The organism is Sporolactobacillus sp. Y61 (assembly GCF_040529185.1).
In the GTDB taxonomy this organism is placed as follows: domain Bacteria; phylum Bacillota; class Bacilli; order Bacillales; family Sporolactobacillaceae; genus Sporolactobacillus.
This window is the reverse complement of record NZ_CP159510.1, coordinates 1,254,392-1,272,348: the sequence shown is the minus strand read 5'-3', so window position 1 is coordinate 1,272,348 and position 17,957 is coordinate 1,254,392. Positions and strand designations below refer to the sequence as shown.

General features: G+C 45.9%; 15 protein-coding genes and 4 pseudogenes. 12 read left to right on the top strand and 7 right to left on the bottom strand.

Features of this window, described 5'->3' with window-relative positions:
* Positions 1-279 precede the first annotated feature (279 nt).
* From ABNN70_RS06200 to ABNN70_RS06155, 10 genes and pseudogenes are all read left to right on the top strand, one after another.
* Positions 280-1,644 (top strand): annotated as a pseudogene (locus ABNN70_RS06200) (malate synthase); the annotation flags it as partial.
* Positions 1,645-1,756: 112 nt separating this feature from the next.
* Positions 1,757-2,273, top strand: a pseudogene (locus ABNN70_RS06195) (isocitrate lyase); the annotation flags it as partial.
* A gap of 4 nt (positions 2,274-2,277) precedes the next feature.
* Positions 2,278-2,943, top strand: coding sequence for a transposase (locus ABNN70_RS06190; RefSeq protein WP_353949126.1), 666 nt, complete (start codon positions 2,278-2,280; stop codon positions 2,941-2,943).
* A gap of 85 nt (positions 2,944-3,028) precedes the next feature.
* A complete protein-coding gene (locus tag ABNN70_RS06185) occupies positions 3,029-3,562 on the top strand; it encodes a transposase (RefSeq protein ID WP_353949125.1) in 534 nt (177 codons plus the stop codon).
* Between the two features lie 513 nt (positions 3,563-4,075).
* Positions 4,076-4,366: a SemiSWEET transporter gene (locus ABNN70_RS06180; protein ID WP_353949124.1), complete on the top strand. Its 291-nt coding sequence runs from the start codon at positions 4,076-4,078 to the stop codon at positions 4,364-4,366.
* Between the two features lie 363 nt (positions 4,367-4,729).
* Complete coding sequence (locus ABNN70_RS06175) at positions 4,730-4,912, top strand: glycoside hydrolase family 36 N-terminal domain-containing protein (RefSeq protein WP_353949123.1); 183 nt, start codon at positions 4,730-4,732, stop codon at positions 4,910-4,912.
* Positions 4,913-5,132: 220 nt separating this feature from the next.
* A complete protein-coding gene (locus ABNN70_RS06170) occupies positions 5,133-6,302 on the top strand; it encodes a galactokinase (protein WP_353949122.1) in 1,170 nt (389 codons plus the stop codon).
* A gap of 5 nt (positions 6,303-6,307) precedes the next feature.
* Positions 6,308-6,469: pseudogene (locus tag ABNN70_RS06165) on the top strand (UDP-glucose 4-epimerase GalE); the annotation flags it as partial.
* 683 nt (positions 6,470-7,152) lie between these two features.
* Positions 7,153-8,562 carry a glycoside-pentoside-hexuronide (GPH):cation symporter gene (locus ABNN70_RS06160; protein ID WP_353949121.1) on the top strand — a complete coding sequence of 470 codons (1,410 nt, stop codon included), beginning with the start codon at positions 7,153-7,155 and terminating at the stop codon, positions 8,560-8,562.
* A gap of 163 nt (positions 8,563-8,725) precedes the next feature.
* Positions 8,726-8,968 carry a hypothetical protein gene (locus ABNN70_RS06155; protein ID WP_353949120.1) on the top strand — a complete coding sequence of 81 codons (243 nt, stop codon included), beginning with the start codon at positions 8,726-8,728 and terminating at the stop codon, positions 8,966-8,968.
* A 106-nt stretch (positions 8,969-9,074) separates the two neighbouring features.
* Here the strand turns inward: ABNN70_RS06155 and ABNN70_RS06150 are convergent, their stop codons facing one another.
* The 7 genes and pseudogenes from ABNN70_RS06150 to ABNN70_RS06120 form a co-directional block, all read right to left on the bottom strand.
* Positions 9,075-9,506 carry an IS30 family transposase gene (locus ABNN70_RS06150; protein ID WP_353949393.1) on the bottom strand — a complete coding sequence of 144 codons (432 nt, stop codon included), beginning with the start codon at positions 9,504-9,506 and terminating at the stop codon, positions 9,075-9,077.
* A 47-nt stretch (positions 9,507-9,553) separates the two neighbouring features.
* A complete protein-coding gene (locus ABNN70_RS06145; RefSeq protein WP_353949474.1) occupies positions 9,554-9,940 on the bottom strand; it encodes a hypothetical protein in 387 nt (128 codons plus the stop codon).
* Positions 9,941-10,117, bottom strand: a pseudogene (locus tag ABNN70_RS06140) (helix-turn-helix domain-containing protein); the annotation flags it as partial.
* A 713-nt stretch (positions 10,118-10,830) separates the two neighbouring features.
* Positions 10,831-12,840 (bottom strand): transketolase, encoded by a 2,010-nt coding sequence (tkt, locus tag ABNN70_RS06135; RefSeq protein ID WP_353949119.1) that lies wholly within the window; start codon positions 12,838-12,840, stop codon positions 10,831-10,833.
* Between the two features lie 530 nt (positions 12,841-13,370).
* Positions 13,371-14,024 (bottom strand): ribulose-phosphate 3-epimerase, encoded by a 654-nt coding sequence (gene rpe / locus ABNN70_RS06130; RefSeq protein WP_353949118.1) that lies wholly within the window; start codon positions 14,022-14,024, stop codon positions 13,371-13,373.
* Between the two features lie 66 nt (positions 14,025-14,090).
* Positions 14,091-15,035: a ribokinase gene (rbsK, locus tag ABNN70_RS06125; RefSeq protein WP_353949117.1), complete on the bottom strand. Its 945-nt coding sequence runs from the start codon at positions 15,033-15,035 to the stop codon at positions 14,091-14,093.
* A gap of 76 nt (positions 15,036-15,111) precedes the next feature.
* On the bottom strand, positions 15,112-16,191 hold the full coding sequence (locus ABNN70_RS06120) for a plasmid pRiA4b ORF-3 family protein (RefSeq protein ID WP_353949116.1): 1,080 nt from the start codon (positions 16,189-16,191) through the stop codon (positions 15,112-15,114).
* A gap of 625 nt (positions 16,192-16,816) precedes the next feature.
* On the opposite strand from ABNN70_RS06120, the gene ABNN70_RS06115 reads away from it, so the two are divergent.
* On the top strand, positions 16,817-17,113 hold the full coding sequence (locus tag ABNN70_RS06115; protein WP_353949115.1) for a glycosyltransferase: 297 nt from the start codon (positions 16,817-16,819) through the stop codon (positions 17,111-17,113).
* 11 nt (positions 17,114-17,124) lie between these two features.
* Positions 17,125-17,727 carry a glycosyltransferase family 2 protein gene (locus tag ABNN70_RS06110; RefSeq protein WP_353949114.1) on the top strand — a complete coding sequence of 201 codons (603 nt, stop codon included), beginning with the start codon at positions 17,125-17,127 and terminating at the stop codon, positions 17,725-17,727.
* Positions 17,728-17,957: the final 230 nt, after the last annotated feature.

Below are 17,957 nucleotides of genomic sequence, written 5' to 3'. Positions count from 1 at the left end.
CCGATCATTCTATTAAATTACCTGTTTAAGTCAATTTGAAAACAGCCCCTTATAAAAATATATCGTAAAAGGATGAATATTTAAAGTCTGTGTTTGGTATGAATCGCCGGTACTTGCCGGCAGTGTGCGATGAAATCGTCAGTGGTGACCTGTTGTTAACCATTGAAAGCGCGGAGAAAAGAAATATTTCCGCCACTTAAAAAAATACTTTTTGATTTATTGTTGCTTCACGTGACCTGTACCCGCCACACTCCGACGATCTCCGCAGCAAACGGTGAGCTGGAAAAGCGCCGGGCGAGGCAAAAAGCATTTAACGAAGGAGCGAAACCGGACTTTTTACCTGAAGCCCGAAAAATCAGGGAAGGGAACTGGAAAATTGCATCGCTCCCGAAGCGATCTTCAGTATCGCCGTGTAGAGATTACCGGTCCGGCATCTGATCGTAAGATGGTGATCAATGCCCTCAACTCGGGTGCAGAATGTTTCATGGCCGACCTAGAGGATACGATGTCTCCGTCGTAGGACGATGTTATTCAAGGTCAGATCAATCTTTTCGATGCCATTCGTAAAAAAATCACCTTTGACAATGTGGCAGGCAAACACTACGAACTGAAGGATGAGGTTGCCGTGCTGATGGTCCGGCCGCGCGGCTGGCACATGATCGAGAAACATGTGCTCGTTGACGATAAACCGATATCCGCCGGGCTGTTCGATTTCCGCCTTTGTTTCCTGCATAATGCGCAGGTTCTGATTGACAACGGCACGGGACCGTATTTTTATCTGCCGAAGATGGAGAGTCATCTGGAAGCAAGGCTCTGGAACGATGTCTTTACTTATTCGGAAGACTATAACGGACTGCCGCACGGCACGATCCGGGCAACCGTACTTCTGAAGACAATCCCGGCCGCATTCAAAATGGATGAAATCCTCTCGAGCTGCACGAACATTCGGCAGAATTAAACTACGGCCGTTGGGATTACATCTTCAGCTACATCAAGAAATTCAGAAATCAGGAGCACGTCATTCTGCCCGACCGGTCGACAGTGACGATGATCGTACCGTTCATGAGGGCGTATTCTCTGCTGGCAATCAAAACGTGCCACCACAGAGGCGCGCCGGCGATCGGCGGGATGGCTGCTCAGATCCCGGTCAAAGGCAATGAGGCGCTGAACCGCGAAGCGTTCGAAAAAGTCGAAGCCGACAAGCGGCGCGAGGCGAATCAGATTGGGGAAAAAACGTTGGATGATCTGGATGTAATTCTGGAGGTTCCAAATTGGAAGATCACTGAGGCAGGCGTCCGCGAAAACATCAGTGTTGGCTTCCAGTACATTGCCTCCTGGCTCAGAGGAAACGACGCCGCACCGATCAATCATCTGATGGAAGACGCGGCGACGGTCGAAATTCTCCGGGCACAGCTGTGGCAGTAGATTCGCCATCCAAAAGGGATCATGGACGACGGTCGAAAAGTCACCGTGCATCTTTATAAGGAGTTAAAAACGGAAGAGATTCAAAAAATCCGGCAACAGGTCGGCGAAGAAAATTATGAATCAGGTAAATTCGAGGAGGCGGCCGAACTGTTCGACGAACTGACCTTGTCGGATGAGTTCGCTGATTTTCTGACACTGCCCGGCTACAAGTATTTGTGATCCCGCGGTTCACGCTGTCTTTTGAAAGCAATAAAGCATAAAATGAAAGCGTTGCCTGACAGGTTTTATTACACGTTTTATAAAAAATTATTTTTAAGTAGAGGAATGACCTATGGCTGATGCCAGAGTGAAAAAACTGGAAGAATCGTGGAAAAGCAAACGGTGGGAAGGCATTAAACGTCCATACTTCGCGGAGGATGTGATCAAGCTTCGCGGGTCGATTGAACTTGAATACACACTTGCGCGCCGCGGTGCGGAAAAGCTGTGGACGCTCCTGAGCAACGAAAAGTATGTGAACGCGCTCGGCGTGCTGGCCGGCAATCAGGCGGTGCAGCAGCTGAAAACCGGCCTGAAGGCGATATATCTTAGTGGCTGGCAGGTCGCCGCCGATGCCAATTTGGCCGGGCAGATGTACCCCGATCAGAGCCTTTATCCGTCGAACAGCGTCCCAGATGTTGTCAGGCGGATCAATCAGGCGCTTCAGCGCGCTGATCAGATCGATTCGGTCGAAGGCAATCATTCGAAAGACTGGTTCGCACCGATTATCGCCGACGCGGAGTCCGGATTTGACGGGAAGCTGAATGTTTTTGAAATCATGAAACGACTACCAATTAATCGAGGCGGATTCATGCTATGAAAAGTATAACACGTATTGATCGTCCATCAGCGGGTATTTTAGCTTCCGTCCTAAACTTTTTTAGCCGATTTCATTTGGCAAAAATCGCACAGGCAGCCCATGCCACCAAGACAAAAGGGGTGCCTTTCCGTGTCTTGTTCTGCTATCTGATCAGCACGATTTTTTCAAACAAGTCGATGTATCGTGATGATCTGAAGCATCAGGATCAATTGAATTTATCGGATAAAACGTTCCGAAACCTGCTCAACAACAGACGGATCAACTGGCAAAAGTTCCTGGTTCTGCTGTGTTGTCGGATCATCCGGTTCATCGAACCGTTGACAGATTCGGTACGTCAGAACGTGTTCATTGTGGACGATTCCATGTACGAGCGGGCTCATGCCAAACACGTGGAATGGCAGCGTTCAGTTCGATCATGCAGGCATCGGCATACACGCGGCTTTCGTTTTCTTCAACTGGGCTGGAGCGATGGAAACACGTTCCTGCCGGTCACTTTTTCCTTGCTTTCCGGTCACAATCAGGTATGTGGCGCGAAAGCCGATGTCCGGACGCATTCCGGGAAGCGAAAGCTTCAGGCCCAGCGCAAAGCGCCCGAAGTCGTTCGGGAACTCCTCGTGTCCTCTCTGAGTCAGGGGGGTCTGGGCTTCTTACGTCTTGTTTGACTCTTAGTTCTCAAGCCCGAAGATATTTCATCAGTTGCGTTAGCTCAAGCTTCATGCCGTTGCCATGGTCAAGAGGTCCAAAAAGGTGTATTACCAGTTTAACGGTCAAATGATGGATGTCAAAGCAATCTTTAAGTCGCAGAAGAAACGTCGCGGTCGTTCGCGCTATCTACTTTCGGTCCTCGTTGAAGCCGTCACCGAGGGAGAGGAGAGTATCCCTGTAAAGCTGGTTTACGTCCGCAATCGCCGAAAACACAAGGATTTTCTTGTCCTGGCATCGACAGATACGCAGCTTTCTGAAGATGAAATCATCCGGCTTTACGGGAAACGCTGGTCGATTGAAGTGTACTTCAAAATGTGTAAACAGTATCTCCGTCTGGCGAAGTATCAAGGCTTATCGTACGATGGCATCTTTGCCCATACGGCCTGCGTAGCTATCGGCTATTCCCTGCTTGCGGTGAAGCACCGCGAACAGGAGGACGACCGGACCCTGGGCGAGCTCTTCTACCTCATGGTCGATGAACTCGCCTATATTACCTTTACCGAAGCGATCCGACAAAAAGTTTTCTGGGAAAACTGCCACCCTGCTATCAGAAAACCAGCTATCAGAAACAGTTGAAAAAAGTAGCGAGTTGAGCCAATTTATCCAGTAAAAAACATAGAACCAGCAAGGGATAGGGACACTTTTCTATCTTTCAAATTTTAGTTATAAAATCAAACTTAACCAGATCAAAATAATGCCGAGTTGATTTAAGATGTATCCGCAATGTACAAGAAAGAAGGATTAAGCTTCTATTTAATAAAATTTATACAGATCACCGAATCTGCTAACAAGGGGTACAATCTTTAAAGGTGATAAACGGTCTGGAAAGTCAAATCCGAACATGTCCATCATGCTGTTATGCCCTGGTTCAAGGGATTTTTGGGGGATTTAGTAATATTATATTTATTTAACTAAAAATTTATTGACACTCATTGAGTATGCGCTTACAATACAAAATGTAAATACATTGTTCTGATTGGCTGACTTAGGACGGTGCTGATTCAAGTTGTTTTCTCACAAAAAGATAATTACTGCGCAGTAAGTCACTTCTTTTTGATGACAAACATGAAAAGCAGGTGAACTTTGGTTATGGAGTGGATTGGATTAGTTGCAGCTGCGCTCACGAGTGTCTCTTTTTTTCCACAGGCGGTCAGGGTTATTAGAACCAGGCAACTCATGGATATATCTCTGTCAATGTACATTGTTTTTGTCGCAGGTGTTACGATTTGGATTGTCTATGGATTGATGCTTCACTTGACATCAATTTTTATTTGTAACGTGGTGACACTGATTCCGGCCAGTATTATACTGATCCTTAAAATTCAATACGTCATCAAAACAAAAAGCACGAAGAAAATGCAGCGTACGAAAATTCGGTAAGGTTTACACAGAGTCTAATGGAATGAAAAAGGCAAGGGACACGGATATTTTTGTAAAAAAACAATAGCAAGTTTAGAACAGTGAAGACTATTAATGAAGGCAAAACATCATATATATACAAATTTGTAGTTCCCTAGCATGGTCAGAACCAGAGCTGACTCGACGCGACAAAGCGTACTAGTAAATGATCTATATTAACAAGCAAAAGAACAAGTTTCATTTTTCAAGATGAATTATACCTCTTATCTCTAGAAGGACGATCCAGCTTTCTCTGTCGATACCTTAAGACAGGGATTGAGCCAACCATTGACATTGAGCAGAAAGATGGTATTCGCTTAATTAATTTCACCTTCAAGGACTATCATGAAGGAAAAACCGGCATTAAAGGGACTGCCTGCAACTTATGATGGTGCAGAGGCAGAAACCCTTGAAGTCATTTTGGAAGATAAATATTTAAAAGCCGAATTAATCCTGAGTTACACACTTTTCAAGGATGTATCAGTAATTGCCCGCCATGCTGAACTCATAATAAATTGGAAAAGGTGATCTATCCATTAAGCGGATAATGAGTGCTTACCTGCCTTTTAGGATAAGGGCTATGAAATGTTTCGCTTTTCCGGGAGTCTCATCCGTGAACGAGCGTTCAACATGCAGCCACTTGTTGTTATAGGTTCATAAGACGGCTTGCAGTGTAAGGGCTTGCATCTTTACTAACTATGAATTATTATTTAAGAGTAAATTTTAGTAAAAAAAGGTGGTTATTCATATGAAAATAAGTGAATTAAAACAAGCCTACATCAAACTTTTTGGCGACGATCATCCGTCGGTTTACTTTGCTCCCGGACGTATCAATTTGATCGGCGAGCACACCGATTATAACGGCGGGAACGTTTTTCCTTGTGCGATTTCACTCGGAACATACGGCGTTGCTCAGAAAAGAGACGATACTAAAATCCAAATGTTCTCCGAAAATTTCAAGAAACTGGGCATCATTTCTGCTGATATCAACGATTTGTTCTATGATAAGAAAGATGATTGGGCAAACTATCCGAAGGGGATGTTTCATTTCCTCAAAGAAAAAGGTTATCCGATTGACCGTGGGATGAATATTTATTTCTACGGCAACATTCCAAACCGTGCAGGACTTTCTTCGTCTGCATCGATTGAAATGCTCTCCGGGGTAATCGCGGATGATCTGTTCGATCTGAATTGCGACCGCATCGAACTCATCAAAATCGGTAAACAGGATGAAAACGAATTTATTGGCGTCAATTCGGGCATTATGGATCAGTTCGCGGTCGGAATGGGCAAGGCCGATCACGCCATTCTGCTCGATACCAATACGCTGAAGTACGATCTTGTGCCGGTGAAACTGGAGAATCATGTGATTATTATCATGAATACGAACAAGCGGCGCGAACTGGCCGACTCCAAGTACAATGAACGACGCAGTGAATGTGAAGAGGCGCTGGCCGAGTTGCAGACCGAGCTGGATATTAAGACGCTTGGCGATCTGGATAACGATACGTTCGATCAGAATGCGTATTTAATCAAAAAAGAAAATCTGCTCAAACGCGCCCGCCATGCCGTGTTTGAAAATCAGCGAACGCTGAAAGCACGGGAAGCGTTGACGAGCAACGATCTCAAAACGTTCGGCAAATTAATCAATGCATCGCATGTGTCCTTGAAATATGATTACGAAGTAACAGGAAAAGAACTAGACACACTGGCTGAGACGGCATGGCAAGAAGAAGGGGTACTCGGTGCGCGCATGACAGGTGCCGGTTTTGGCGGATGCGCCATCGCGATTGTTGAAAAATCACATGTCGACGCATTTACGAAGCATGTCGGAGAAGTTTATGAAAAAGAAATCGGCTATGCGCCGTCGTTCTATATCGCCAAAATTGTCGACGGTGCGAAAAAAATAACCGACTAGGAGGGATTTGTTTTATTTCTGTAGGCGGTGCCGATTATATCGTATCGCATACGGCAGATCGTCTGATTGAAAGAGGATATTCGGTCGTTGTGGTCAATAATCTGGTGACCGGGCATCGTGCCGCGATTCATCTCCAAGCCGCTTTTTATAAAAGAGACATTCGAGATACGCGTATGAAGCGGCTCAAACAAATTAAGCGAAACATATATATATGTACTATGCCATTTAATCGCTGTATTTTTCGTAGCTCTAAGGAAACAAAAATAATAATTATCTCTAAATATATTTTAGTAAGTTTATTTATGCAGTGAATGGATGGTGACAAAACGATTTTGTCATGTGAACAGGAACAAGAACTTCTGCATGCTGGCATAAAACAAAAAAGTGTTAAATGCAAGGGACTATTGAATGTTTTCAAATAAATACATTTGTTGTCCGGGAAATATTATAAGTTAATGTAAACCTTGACTTTTAGTAATTTTTATCTTGTCATCAGTAAAATCGTAGTGTATTATAATGCTTGATAGCGCTTTATATTTTTCCAACTCCTGAAAATCCTGGGTTTTGTCAGGTTCAGTAAATAGGTTATCCGTAATAGGCTACCCGGAAGCAAAGAATTTTATTAATGCCTTAGGGAAAGGATTGGTGATTTTTCAAAAATGAAAGCGGTTTAAAATGAATTTTAATTACTTCATGTAGGTAAACGGAAAAGTAGAAAGAAAATCATGAAAGAAGGCGATAAATTTCGATGGACTTATTCGGATCACTGACGGATATCGCAATGATTCCGTCATCAGTATGGAAAAGTTAACCGACCTATTTTCTAAAAAGATCGAGGAGGATCTAAAAAATGAAACAATATCTTTCCTATGCATTTGGGGCTTTCGGGCACGATGCGTTTTTTGCCGCGTTTGGCACTTATTTCATGATTTTTATCACCAGCCAACTTTTTACCAGCAACGATGCCGGTTTTAATGCAAAAATGATTGGTATCCTGACGACACTGGTCGTCGTCATCCGTCTCGCTGAAATTGCCTTTGATCCATTTATCGGTGGGATGATCGACAATACGCAGACACGTTGGGGTAAATTCAAGCCATGGCTGTTTGCCGGAGCAACCATCGGTTCTTTAGGGTTAATCTTGCTTTTTAGCAACTTCTGGGGACTGAATCTGAGCAACCCGATTCTTTATCTGATTCTTTTCGGCATTGTTTTTGCCATTGTAGACATTTTTTATTCTTTTAAAGATATTTCTTTTTGGTCGATGCTGCCGGCGTTAAGCATTGATTCGGACAAGCGGGCTAAAATCGGTACGGTTGCCCGCTTTGGCTCGACACTGGGTTCCCAGGGCGTCATGATCGCCGTCGTTCCACTCGTTGTGCTTTTCTCGCAAATGTTTTCAGGAACGACGGGCAACACGGAAACCCGTGCTGGCTGGCTCGGTTTTGCGATCGTCATCGCATTAGTCTCTTTTCTTGGCGCCATGGCGACATGTTGGGGGACGAAAGAACAACAAAACGTCATTCGTAAAGCTGCAAAGAAGATTCACCTGCGCGAAGTATTCAAAATTATTGGCAAGAACGACCAGCTCATGTGGCTTGCCTTTTCCTATTTTCTTTTGGCGTTCGGCTATGTCGTGACAAATAACCTTTTGTTATACTATTTTAAATACGTTCTGGGCAGAGCGAACGAATTTTATCTGGTTGGGATCATTACGGCGATTTTAGGGATTGTTTCAGTCGCGATCTTTCCGGCACTTGTTCGGATCATTAAACGTAAGGCTATTTATACGTTCGGAATTCTGTTTATGTTAATCGGTTATCTGATTTTCCTCTTCGCGGGGAATAATCTTGTTCTTGTTCTGATTGGGATTTCCTTCTGGTTCTTCCCGTATCCGATGATCTTCCTCGCCGCTCTGATGACGATCACCGACAGTGTGGAATACGGGCAGTTGAAGAACGGCAACCGAAATGAATCGGTTACGCTGGCCGTCCGTCCTCTGCTTGATAAACTCGGCGGAGCGCTTGCCAACGGCGTTGTCGGCATTGCAGCCATAGCCACAGGTATGACAGGCAATGCGCTGCCAAGCGATATTTCGACGAGCGGTTTATGGACGTTCAAATTCTTCATTTTTTTCGGACCGATGATCCTTATCGCTCTCGCGGCCTTGATTTATACGACTAAGGTGAAACTGACGGAAGCCAAACATGATGAAATCGTCAATGAGCTGAATCACAAGCTGGGTGGCAAGCAGGGCTAATTCTGATTCAGAAGGAAAAACAATTGCAACGAAGGATTCCTTTCAATCAATACTGCCGGTCTGCTGAAAGGACGACAGGTCGGCAAGCTGAAAAACAGCGGAGATTATTGATGAGATGCATTAAACTTTCACATGAAAAAAAATAAGTAAGGAGGCTGGATTTATGAACAGGGATAAGAAAGTAGTTATCGATCCTGATCAGTTTGCATTGGCTGTTCTTGCGGGAAATTCCAAAAAAGAAAGCGAAGAGAATAAAGGCTATCTGAAGAAGCAGCTGGTTCTTTATCTGGAAGCGCTTTTGCTGGCACAGGACTTTAACGATCTGGAAGAAACACAGTTCGATATGTCAAAGAGTAAAAAACGGAATGAAATATTAAACAAAATCATTGAACATCGTTACAGTTGACCGGTGAGCGTAGAAAGATAGATATTTTTTCGTCCGTAGCTTGAAAACGTTGGATATTCCCACCTGACTCCGGAAATCAGATGGGGATTTTTTTACTCTTGAATTGTCAAACTAGGTGCAACACCTGATGATAAAAAGCCTCAAAGGGCGTTCGCCATCCCAGACATTTGCGCGGACGGTGGTTCAGTTCATCAACGTTGCGTTGGACGTCGTTATCGGAATCCTGCTTCAGGTCATGCCCCTTGGGAAAGTATTCGCGTAACAGCCCGTTCGTATTTTCAGTACTACCACGTTGCCAGGGCGCTTGTGGCGCCGGGAAATAAAAGGGCACGCTTAATTTTTCGGTGATCCGGGCATACCAGACGAATTCCTTGCCCCGATCTGGTGTAACACTCTGGCACTCCGGCAAAGAACCAAGGAGTTTGATCAATTGCTCTGTCACGAATTGCGCGGTTTTACGGGTGGTCTTGGCGGCCATTAAAACTCGGGTGCGACGATCCACCAGGGTTACCAGACAGTCAGATCCGAGTTTTCCAATAACCTAATCGACTTCCCAGTTGCCAATTGTTCGGCGTTCCTGAGCGTCTAAGGGCGCTGGTCAAGAGCCGGGTGAAAATCAATCTTACCCCGGCGTTCTTCATACCCTTTGCCATGTCGGGATTTTCCGTGATGACGCAGGTGACGCGCAAGCCCGCGTTGACCCGGCTGGCGATCCGGTATATCGAGAAGGTTCCGTTTAATACCGCGATAAATGGTTATATAGCTAATCTTCCAAAGACTATGCTCCTGTTTCATCCGCTGGTCAATTTGCTCAGGAGACCATTGATGATCGAGAATCAACCGCTGTACCCGGTCATGAAGTGCCTGATTGGCGAGCAGGGACTGCGGATGACAGCCCTTCCGTCGGGTACGGTAGCTGGCTTCAGCATGGACCGACGAGTACGTGCCATCACGCTGCTGATTACGTTTCACCCCACGGCTGATCGTAGCTGGTGATCGGCCCGGCAAGGTTGCGATTGCGCGTATGGATTTGCCTAAAATGACATTTTCCAGTATGCTTTCTCGTTCAAATGGATTAAGTTGGTGATAGTGTGAAGGCGGCCATCGAAATAGGCCACTCGTGCCAAAAAGTAGGCCATGTTCTGCCACAACATGAGCCACCTTCTGCAAGTAAATAGACCAGGAGGCAGATGGTGAGCCCCGTCAGTTTCTGCGCTGTTCCCTTTCCCTATCTTGAGAGAGTATCCACTTTCTCTGAGAACCTGGCAAGGGTAAAGGCTCCGCCCTCCCTACGGTCGCCCTTGTCAGAACCTCAAAGAAAATGGTCGTAGTAGTTAGATAGGGAAGGGCCAGAACCGGCCATCTATTGATGAATCTTACTAGGATTTTTCTCTAATTTTTCCACCGCCAATCATCATGATCGAAATCTTCGAAATAGCGGCCTGTTCACTGGGCGTGGACAAAAGGCATTATTCAATACCTATGGATCAAATTATGGCAGAAGGTGGACTAATTCTTGGCATTAGGTGGCCTATTTTTTGGCAAAAGGGGGCCGATGACGTGGCCACCGTCAATAGTGATTCATCGCTGTTCACCTGCTTTCGATAGTTTCCTCAAATCCTATTGTACAGGGAAAGCTCAGCGATGAGTCTTTTTATTTTCTGCAAATTCAAGATGTAAAAAAAACTCATAGTTAGGCTTGATGGTTCTTGTACAAATCTCTAATTACAATGAGTCCCTATGGAATGGGATAACGGAACATTTATAAGGCATTATCCCATCACAATCAATTTTGTTAAAAAGGCGTTATTTCTCAAATCACGAGAATTCATACTATTTATCCATTCATCTTTTCAGTCTTACTATTTCTCACGGGTAAGGTATTCAGTAAAGAGCCTGGCCACATGTTCCGGCGTAAAGCCATAGGCTGCCGTTACATCCTTGCCCTTCCCCGAAGCACCAAAACGCTCGACCGTCAGGTATGTCCCCGCAGAACCGACGTAGCGGTCCCATCCGAATGAGGAGGCCATTTCTATACCGATCCGCTTCTTGAGTTTCGGCGGAAGTACCTGATCTCTGTAAGCCTTACTCTGGGCATCAAACCTTTCAAATGAAGGCAGACTGACTACCCGGACATTAACGTGCTCACGGAGCAGGAGTTGCTGAGCCTCAATTGCCAGACCGACTTCCGATCCGGTTGCAATGAGTATACCGTCCTCCTCTTTCGTTGTATCCGCAGGAGAAACGACATACCCTCCTCTTTTGACGCCTTCCGGTGCCTGCTCCACTTCACCCTGATAAGTTTTTATACTTTGTCGCGTCAGAACAAGAACAGTCGGTTCATCCCTGCTTTCAACAGCCTGTTTCCAGGCTTCCCTTGTTTCTACCGCGTCCGCCGGTCGGATCACGTTCAGATTCGGAATGGAGCGAAGCCCGGCCAGCTGTTCAATTGGCTCGTGTGACGGACCGTCCTCGCCCACCGCAATACTGTCATGGGTAAAGACAAAAATAGACGGAACCTTCATTAACGCGGCCAGGCGAATAGCCGGTTTTAGATAATCAGAGAAACTGAAGAATGTTGAACCATAAGCCTGCACTCCGCCGTGAAGGGTCATCCCGTTTACCATGCCTGCCATGGCAAATTCACGGACACCGAACCAGATATTTTTCCCCGCATAATTTCCCGGCTGAAAATCGCCACTGTCTTTCAGATAGGTTTTGACGGAGGAAAAAAGATCCGCTGCGCCTCCGAACAGATCTGGAATTCTTTTGTTCAGCGCCTGCATGACTTCTCCGGAAAGACTGCGTGTGGCCCCTTCTGTTCCGGCCTGATAATCTGGAAGTTCCGCGTCATAATTTTTGGGAAGATCACCATTGATAACAGAGAGAAGTTCCCTGCCTTCATCCGGGTAGACTTTTGTATACTCCGTGAGCAGTCTTTTCCAGTTTTCTTCGGCGGCAACTCCATTCTGGATGTTCTCTGCACAATGCCGGTAAACTTCTTCAGGAACGTCGAAAGGATCAAATGTCCATCCGTATCCCTTTTTCGCCAGTGCAGCTTCCTGATCGCCAAGTGGGGAGCCGTGAGCCTGATGCTTACCGGCGATATCCGGTGCACCGTAGCCAATCACCGTCCGTACTTCGATCAGTGAAGGATGATGAATATCCGCTTTCGCCTGATTCAGAGCCTGTTCAATGGCATTCAGATTATTCCCGTCCTCGACCGTTAATGTCTGCCAGCCATAAGATTGAAATCTTTTCTGAACATTTTCTGTAAAAGACATATTGGTGCCACCATCAAGAGAAATCCGGTTAGAATCATATAAGACAATGAGTTTCCCCAGTTTCAAATGTCCGGCAAGCGAAGCAGACTCCGCTGTCACGCCTTCCATCAGATCGCCATCACTGCTGAGCACATAAGTATAATGATCCACAACCGGGTATGCCGGCCGATTATATGTGCCGGCCAGATGTGCCTCAGCCATAGCCATCCCTGCAGCCATGGCGAACCCCTGTCCCAGCGGACCGGTGGTGGCTTCAACCCCGGGTGTATGGCCATATTCCGGATGTCCCGGTGTTTTACTGCCAAATTGTCTGAACTGCTTCAAATCATCGATGGTCAGCCCATACCCGAAAAGATGGAGCAGACTATATAACAGGGCAGATCCGTGACCTGCCGAAAGAACGAAACGATCCCGGTTAAACCAATTCGGATCTTTCGGATGATGAACCATAACACGGGACCACAGAGTGTAAGCCATTGGAGCCGCCCCCATTGGAAGACCCGGGTGCCCTGAATTGGCCTTATTGATCATATCAATGGACAATGTACGGATGGCGTCAACAGTCAGCTGATCGATCTGTTTCTCCATATTTTATCCCTCCAGTCGTTTTAGCGTCACTTGCAAAACAGAGAAATATCCTCATTAATCCCCTGATCGTACCCGGCAAGATATCCTCAAGCCGTTTCTCGATATTTCCTGCCCGTACCCGGAATAAAGGTATGAACCGTCTGTTCCGCCTTTGAAACGGCAGACTTAATATTTAGACCGATCTTAGTAATGCTATGGAACTTTCACCTTTTGTATTCTGAATTGGTATTTTGTCATACATATTTTCCCCCAGTACTGTGATTCTTAAGAATATCATTTCCCATTCGAACGGAATTGGAAGATCGGGAATTTATTCAACAAATTCTATGTATAAAGCGATATAATCAGTCACTCCAGCCCGTCTCAACAAACCGGGACTGTCAATGTAACCGTTTACTAATTTTGCAAGATAAACGTCCGTCTTATCAGTAGACACGGTACCATCCGCATTCCCGGTTGCCAGCTACACCTCAGTGACGCAACTCGCCAGCGATGTGGAAGCGCCAGGAAAAATACGAACGTGAATTAATCTAACACTCATATGATTTCATCAAACCCTGAATTGCCTGATGACGGTCTTGTTGCCCGAATATGGCCGAGCCGGCGACAAAAAGGGATGCCCCCGCCTGTCTGCACAGCGGCAGTGTTTCCGTATTGATTCCGCCATCCACCTCGATCGCGACATGCTGTTTACGCGTGTCAATCATCTGAGCCGCCTCACGGATTTTATCAGGCATGGAGGGAATAAACGATTGACCGCCAAAGCCGGGATCAACGGTCATAATCAGCAGATAGTCCAGCTCGTCAAGGATTGGACGCACCCAATCAACAGGCGTCGCCGGATTCAGTGCGACACCCGCCGCTATTCCGCCCTCTTTGATCATCCGGATCACACGATGTAAATGACGGCAGGCTTCAACATGAACAGAAATCATATCCGCTCCGGCTTCGATAAATGAGGGAATGAGTGCAGCCGGTTCCTCTACCATCAGATGGACATCCATTTTAACTGCATTCGATTTTTTTAGTGCGCTTACAACATTTGCCCCCATCGAAAGGTTGGGCACAAAATGACCATCCATCACGTCAACATGGATCAGATCCACATCCCTTTCAACGTCACGGACTTCTTCTGACAGTCTGGAAAAATCTGCAGATAGTATGGACGGTATAATCTTCATCACTCACGACTTCCTTTCAATCAGTAAAGCGTTTACTTCGGCAAAAATATGTCCTGCTGCCCGTTCGATTCAATGATATCGATATCCATTTGTTCCTGATTGTTCCACGGCTTCCACAGCTTTTCGCGCAGGAATGGAGGGCTGCGCGCCTAATTGCTGTACAGTCAGCGATGCGGCAACATTGGCATAGGCGACCGCCTCCGCCAGATTGCTGAGATTCCGGTTCAGTCTGGTGCTCAATGCACCGATAAAGGTATCCCCTGCAGCTGTCGTATCAACCACACGGACTTTATGAGCCGGAATGATGCCTGAGCCCTTTTCAGGCAAGTCATAATAGGCCCCTTCCGCTCCAAGCGTGATGACTGCAGCGCCGACTCCTTTTTCAGTAAAAAACGCTGTGGACCTTTTCATCGAGGCTTCATTGGTAATTTTTATTCCTGTGAGCGCCTCACTCTCTGTCTCATTAGGAATAATCAGATCGGTCAGCTGATATAGCTCCGGATCGACTGATTCCAGGGCAGGCGCCGGATTCAGGACGGTCAGCACATGCCGTTCTTTAGCCATACGGAAGGCCCGGACTGCAGCTGCAACCGGTGTCTCAAATTGCGTCATCAATAGATCATAGTCTGCCATTCCGGATAAAAGTCTGTCGATATCCTCAGAACGGATGTCCTGATTCGCCCCGGGATGGACAATAATGCTGTTTTGTCCCGCAGGGTCCAGTAAAATACAGGCCTCGCCCGTTCCCTGTTCAGAAATGCGGATTCGAGAGGTATCAATCCCCTCTTTATTCAGGGCTTCAATCATAGCTTTGCCATGGGAGTCCTCTCCCACTTTGCCCATGAAAGAGATCTGAGCACCGAGACGGGATGCAGCAATCGCCTGGTTGGCCCCCTTCCCGCCTCCTGCCCACGTCTTTTGGCGGGCGAAAATTGTTTCACCAGGATGGGGCAGGTGGTCCAGATGAAGGGTTGTATCTACATTTATACTTCCCAGCACCATCACGCGATTCATTAGCGTCTCCTTTCAACTCCCTTTTGATCCGTCAGATGACTGGTTTATTCGTTGTGTCCGTGTTGTTGATCCTGTATTAAAGCATCGTTTCCAGCCTGAAATTCACATCGTCAAGGTCAAAAATCTGATCTGACTGATCACCACTCCATTCAACCCGTTCATCATGCTCCGGGTGAGTGGGATCGTTCATAATTTTTAAATAATCCTCGTATCCCCACTCTCCGCCGACATCCTCAGGCGGCGTGTTTTCTTTTCCTTCGAGACAGACTGGAACATTTTTTGTACTGTTCTCATCAATGGATTCGACTTTCAATACATGATTCCACCCATCACCAAAATCGTAGGCATAGATGATACATATCCCTTTGCGCGCAAATTCCGACAACAGACGATCGTTTTCCATGAACATCGGGATATTTCCCGGGAAATCGAGAGCTTCTTTATCACATACCAGCCGAGCCGATGGTTTCCCGCCTTTGTATACGGTAAATTCATGGAGATGACTGTCTGTCCATTGAAAGAGTACCTGCAGGATCCGGTGAAGCTGTCGAAAAGTGATGTCAAGTGGAACAACCACTCTGCGCCAGACGTCATGATTTTCAAGTACAAGAGTTGCTTTGATTACAGCTGCCCTGCATTGAATAACAGGCTGATCCGTAAGTTTTGCCAATTCTTTGTACATCACCTCATCCGGTATGATATAGTCACCGCTGCTGTTACCCACCAGAATTTTGCTTGTACCCCTGCCGGCTGCACTCTGGATCAGATCATTCGGATCCAGGACTTCCCCTCTAAACTGAACATTCTCACAGGCTTTATTCAGCCGTGCGACCATTGCCCGGTTTTTCGTCTTTGCATAAACGCAGCCCGGTGAAGCGCTGAGATACCGTTCAATGATCTCAGGGTTCACACTTGCATCAGATAACGTCCTGCGAATGGCATCAGCAATCAGCCCATCGAGTTTACGGAAATCTGCCGCCTTCAGCCCATAGAGAACAACTGTATAACGGCTGACATCGTTCATCAGCACAACCGTCTTCCGCCTGTTTATCGTCAGCAAATTGGCGTGCCATGAATAAAGCGGAGGAACATTTTCAACATGATCCGGTCGTTTCTTCAATGTGTCCAGTAATTTTTTGGTGCACTGAATTAGCATAATCAGTTATCCCTTCAATAAGATCAGTTAATTGCCGGGCCTCGTTTGTTGTTAACAGAGCATGCCATGATTATCTTCCCTTAACAAACAGGCTTATCTGTCTATTTGGTAACTCCCGGATTGTCTGTTTTCGTCTCAGACATAACAGGGGCTACTTCACAGTATACATTTGATCCCAAAATAAAAAAAGGACGAGCCTGAGCCCGCCCGCAATTTCTGATTGACTTGTTCATTCAACCACCAGCATGAAATGTGTTGAATTTTTCACATACTTTTAACAAGATTATCCATCCGGTGGTATAATTAGATGTAGAAGCAAGGAAGTGCATCGGTCAGCTGATGCGCCTTTTTCTGTCGGACGATTTCCCCCTCCAAGACTTTCACAACTTATCCTGCAAGCATCTGCACCGTGTCTCCACGGGCGGATGTCCTGAATTCGTTCTTTCCTTTATCAACGGGGCGTTCAGCGTCCATTCGTTCAGGATCAAAACAAATTAAAGATATTCATTTGACTGAAGATACGCGGAGTATTCTAATCCAATTATATGTGAACGGATTCACAGCAACATACTTTCGGGGATTGACAGACAGATCTCCTTGGCCGATCAATGAAGGAGAGGATTTAATGATTAAAAAAGGTCAGCGTGTAGCGATTATTGTTTTAAACTGGAATGATTATGAGGATACCGCCGAATGCCTGAAATCACTCGAACGGCTTAATTATCCGAATTTTCACGTCTATCTGGTAGATAATCATTCCAGTGATCATTCATATGAAAAGTTAAGGGAAGACCATCGTCGCCATAAACTTACTTATGACATCAGCTTTCTGCAAACTGAATCTAATCTCGGCTTTGCGGGGGAAACAATCTGGCCATTAAAAAAGCTTATGAAGCAGGTTATGACTATTTCTGGCTCGTAAATAACGACGCGGTGGTCACGCCTGATGCTCTGACGGAACTGGTCAAAACCATAAAAAGTGATCAAAAAATTGGGATTGTCGGATCGAAAATGTATTACTACAATTCCAACAAAATCTGGTTTGCCGGCGGTCGGGTCAGTTCCTGGACCGGCCAGACACATCACATCGGGTACGGTGAAGAGGATCACGGCCAGTATGATCAGCAGCGACCGGTTGAATTCATCACCGGATGCAGTCTCCTGTTCCGAAGAGCATTGATTGACAGAATCGGTCTGATGCGGGAATTCTACTTCCTTTATTATGAAGAGACAGAGTGGAATATCCGGGCCAGACAGGCAGGATTTAAAGTTGTCTACCAACCAAAATCGCGAATTTATCATAAGGTGTCGACGGCTACCGGAGGCGAGCAGAATCCGGACCCCTATGTGGCGTATTACGATTTGCGAAATGAATACTGGATGATCAAGCATACGCAGAACCTGTTTCGTACGCTGGTTGCCTATTTCTATCGCTTATATAAGGCCTTCCTGAAAACGAAAATTATTTTTCAGGGACACCAGGACCGTAAATTAGAACGGATAAAATATATACTTAAGGCGGTGACCACATTCTGATTTGTGAAACAGATGGGGTCAGGAGACAGGCACAAAAAAGTATCGTGTTGATGTGAACTCCTAAAGCCGGGTTCTTAAAGTGCTTGCCTGGCAGTTGAAATCTGGTATTAAACCGGACTCTGACGACAGAGTTCTTTTTTTGATTCTGGATTCATTAAATAACACTTACTCCATTGGCGAATAGCTGTTTCTAATTTTTCTTCATGGTGACTGCCCGTTAATATGGGATA

What these genes read in the sequence shown, in the direction of transcription:
- ABNN70_RS06175 (WP_353949123.1), top strand. Translation starts at nt 4,730, where the DNA reads ATGAAGGAAAAACCGGCATTAAAGGGACTGCCTGCAACTTATGATGGT.
- ABNN70_RS06120 (WP_353949116.1), bottom strand. Translation starts at nt 16,191, where the DNA reads ATGCTAATTCAGTGCACCAAAAAATTACTGGACACATTGAAGAAACGA.
- ABNN70_RS06190 (WP_353949126.1), top strand. Translation starts at nt 2,278, where the DNA reads ATGAAAAGTATAACACGTATTGATCGTCCATCAGCGGGTATTTTAGCT.
- ABNN70_RS06115 (WP_353949115.1), top strand. Translation starts at nt 16,817, where the DNA reads ATGATTAAAAAAGGTCAGCGTGTAGCGATTATTGTTTTAAACTGGAAT.
- ABNN70_RS06180 (WP_353949124.1), top strand. Translation starts at nt 4,076, where the DNA reads ATGGAGTGGATTGGATTAGTTGCAGCTGCGCTCACGAGTGTCTCTTTT.
- tkt (WP_353949119.1), bottom strand. Translation starts at nt 12,840, where the DNA reads ATGGAGAAACAGATCGATCAGCTGACTGTTGACGCCATCCGTACATTG.
- ABNN70_RS06160 (WP_353949121.1), top strand. Translation starts at nt 7,153, where the DNA reads ATGAAACAATATCTTTCCTATGCATTTGGGGCTTTCGGGCACGATGCG.
- rbsK (WP_353949117.1), bottom strand. Translation starts at nt 15,035, where the DNA reads ATGAATCGCGTGATGGTGCTGGGAAGTATAAATGTAGATACAACCCTT.
- ABNN70_RS06155 (WP_353949120.1), top strand. Translation starts at nt 8,726, where the DNA reads ATGAACAGGGATAAGAAAGTAGTTATCGATCCTGATCAGTTTGCATTG.
- ABNN70_RS06170 (WP_353949122.1), top strand. Translation starts at nt 5,133, where the DNA reads ATGAAAATAAGTGAATTAAAACAAGCCTACATCAAACTTTTTGGCGAC.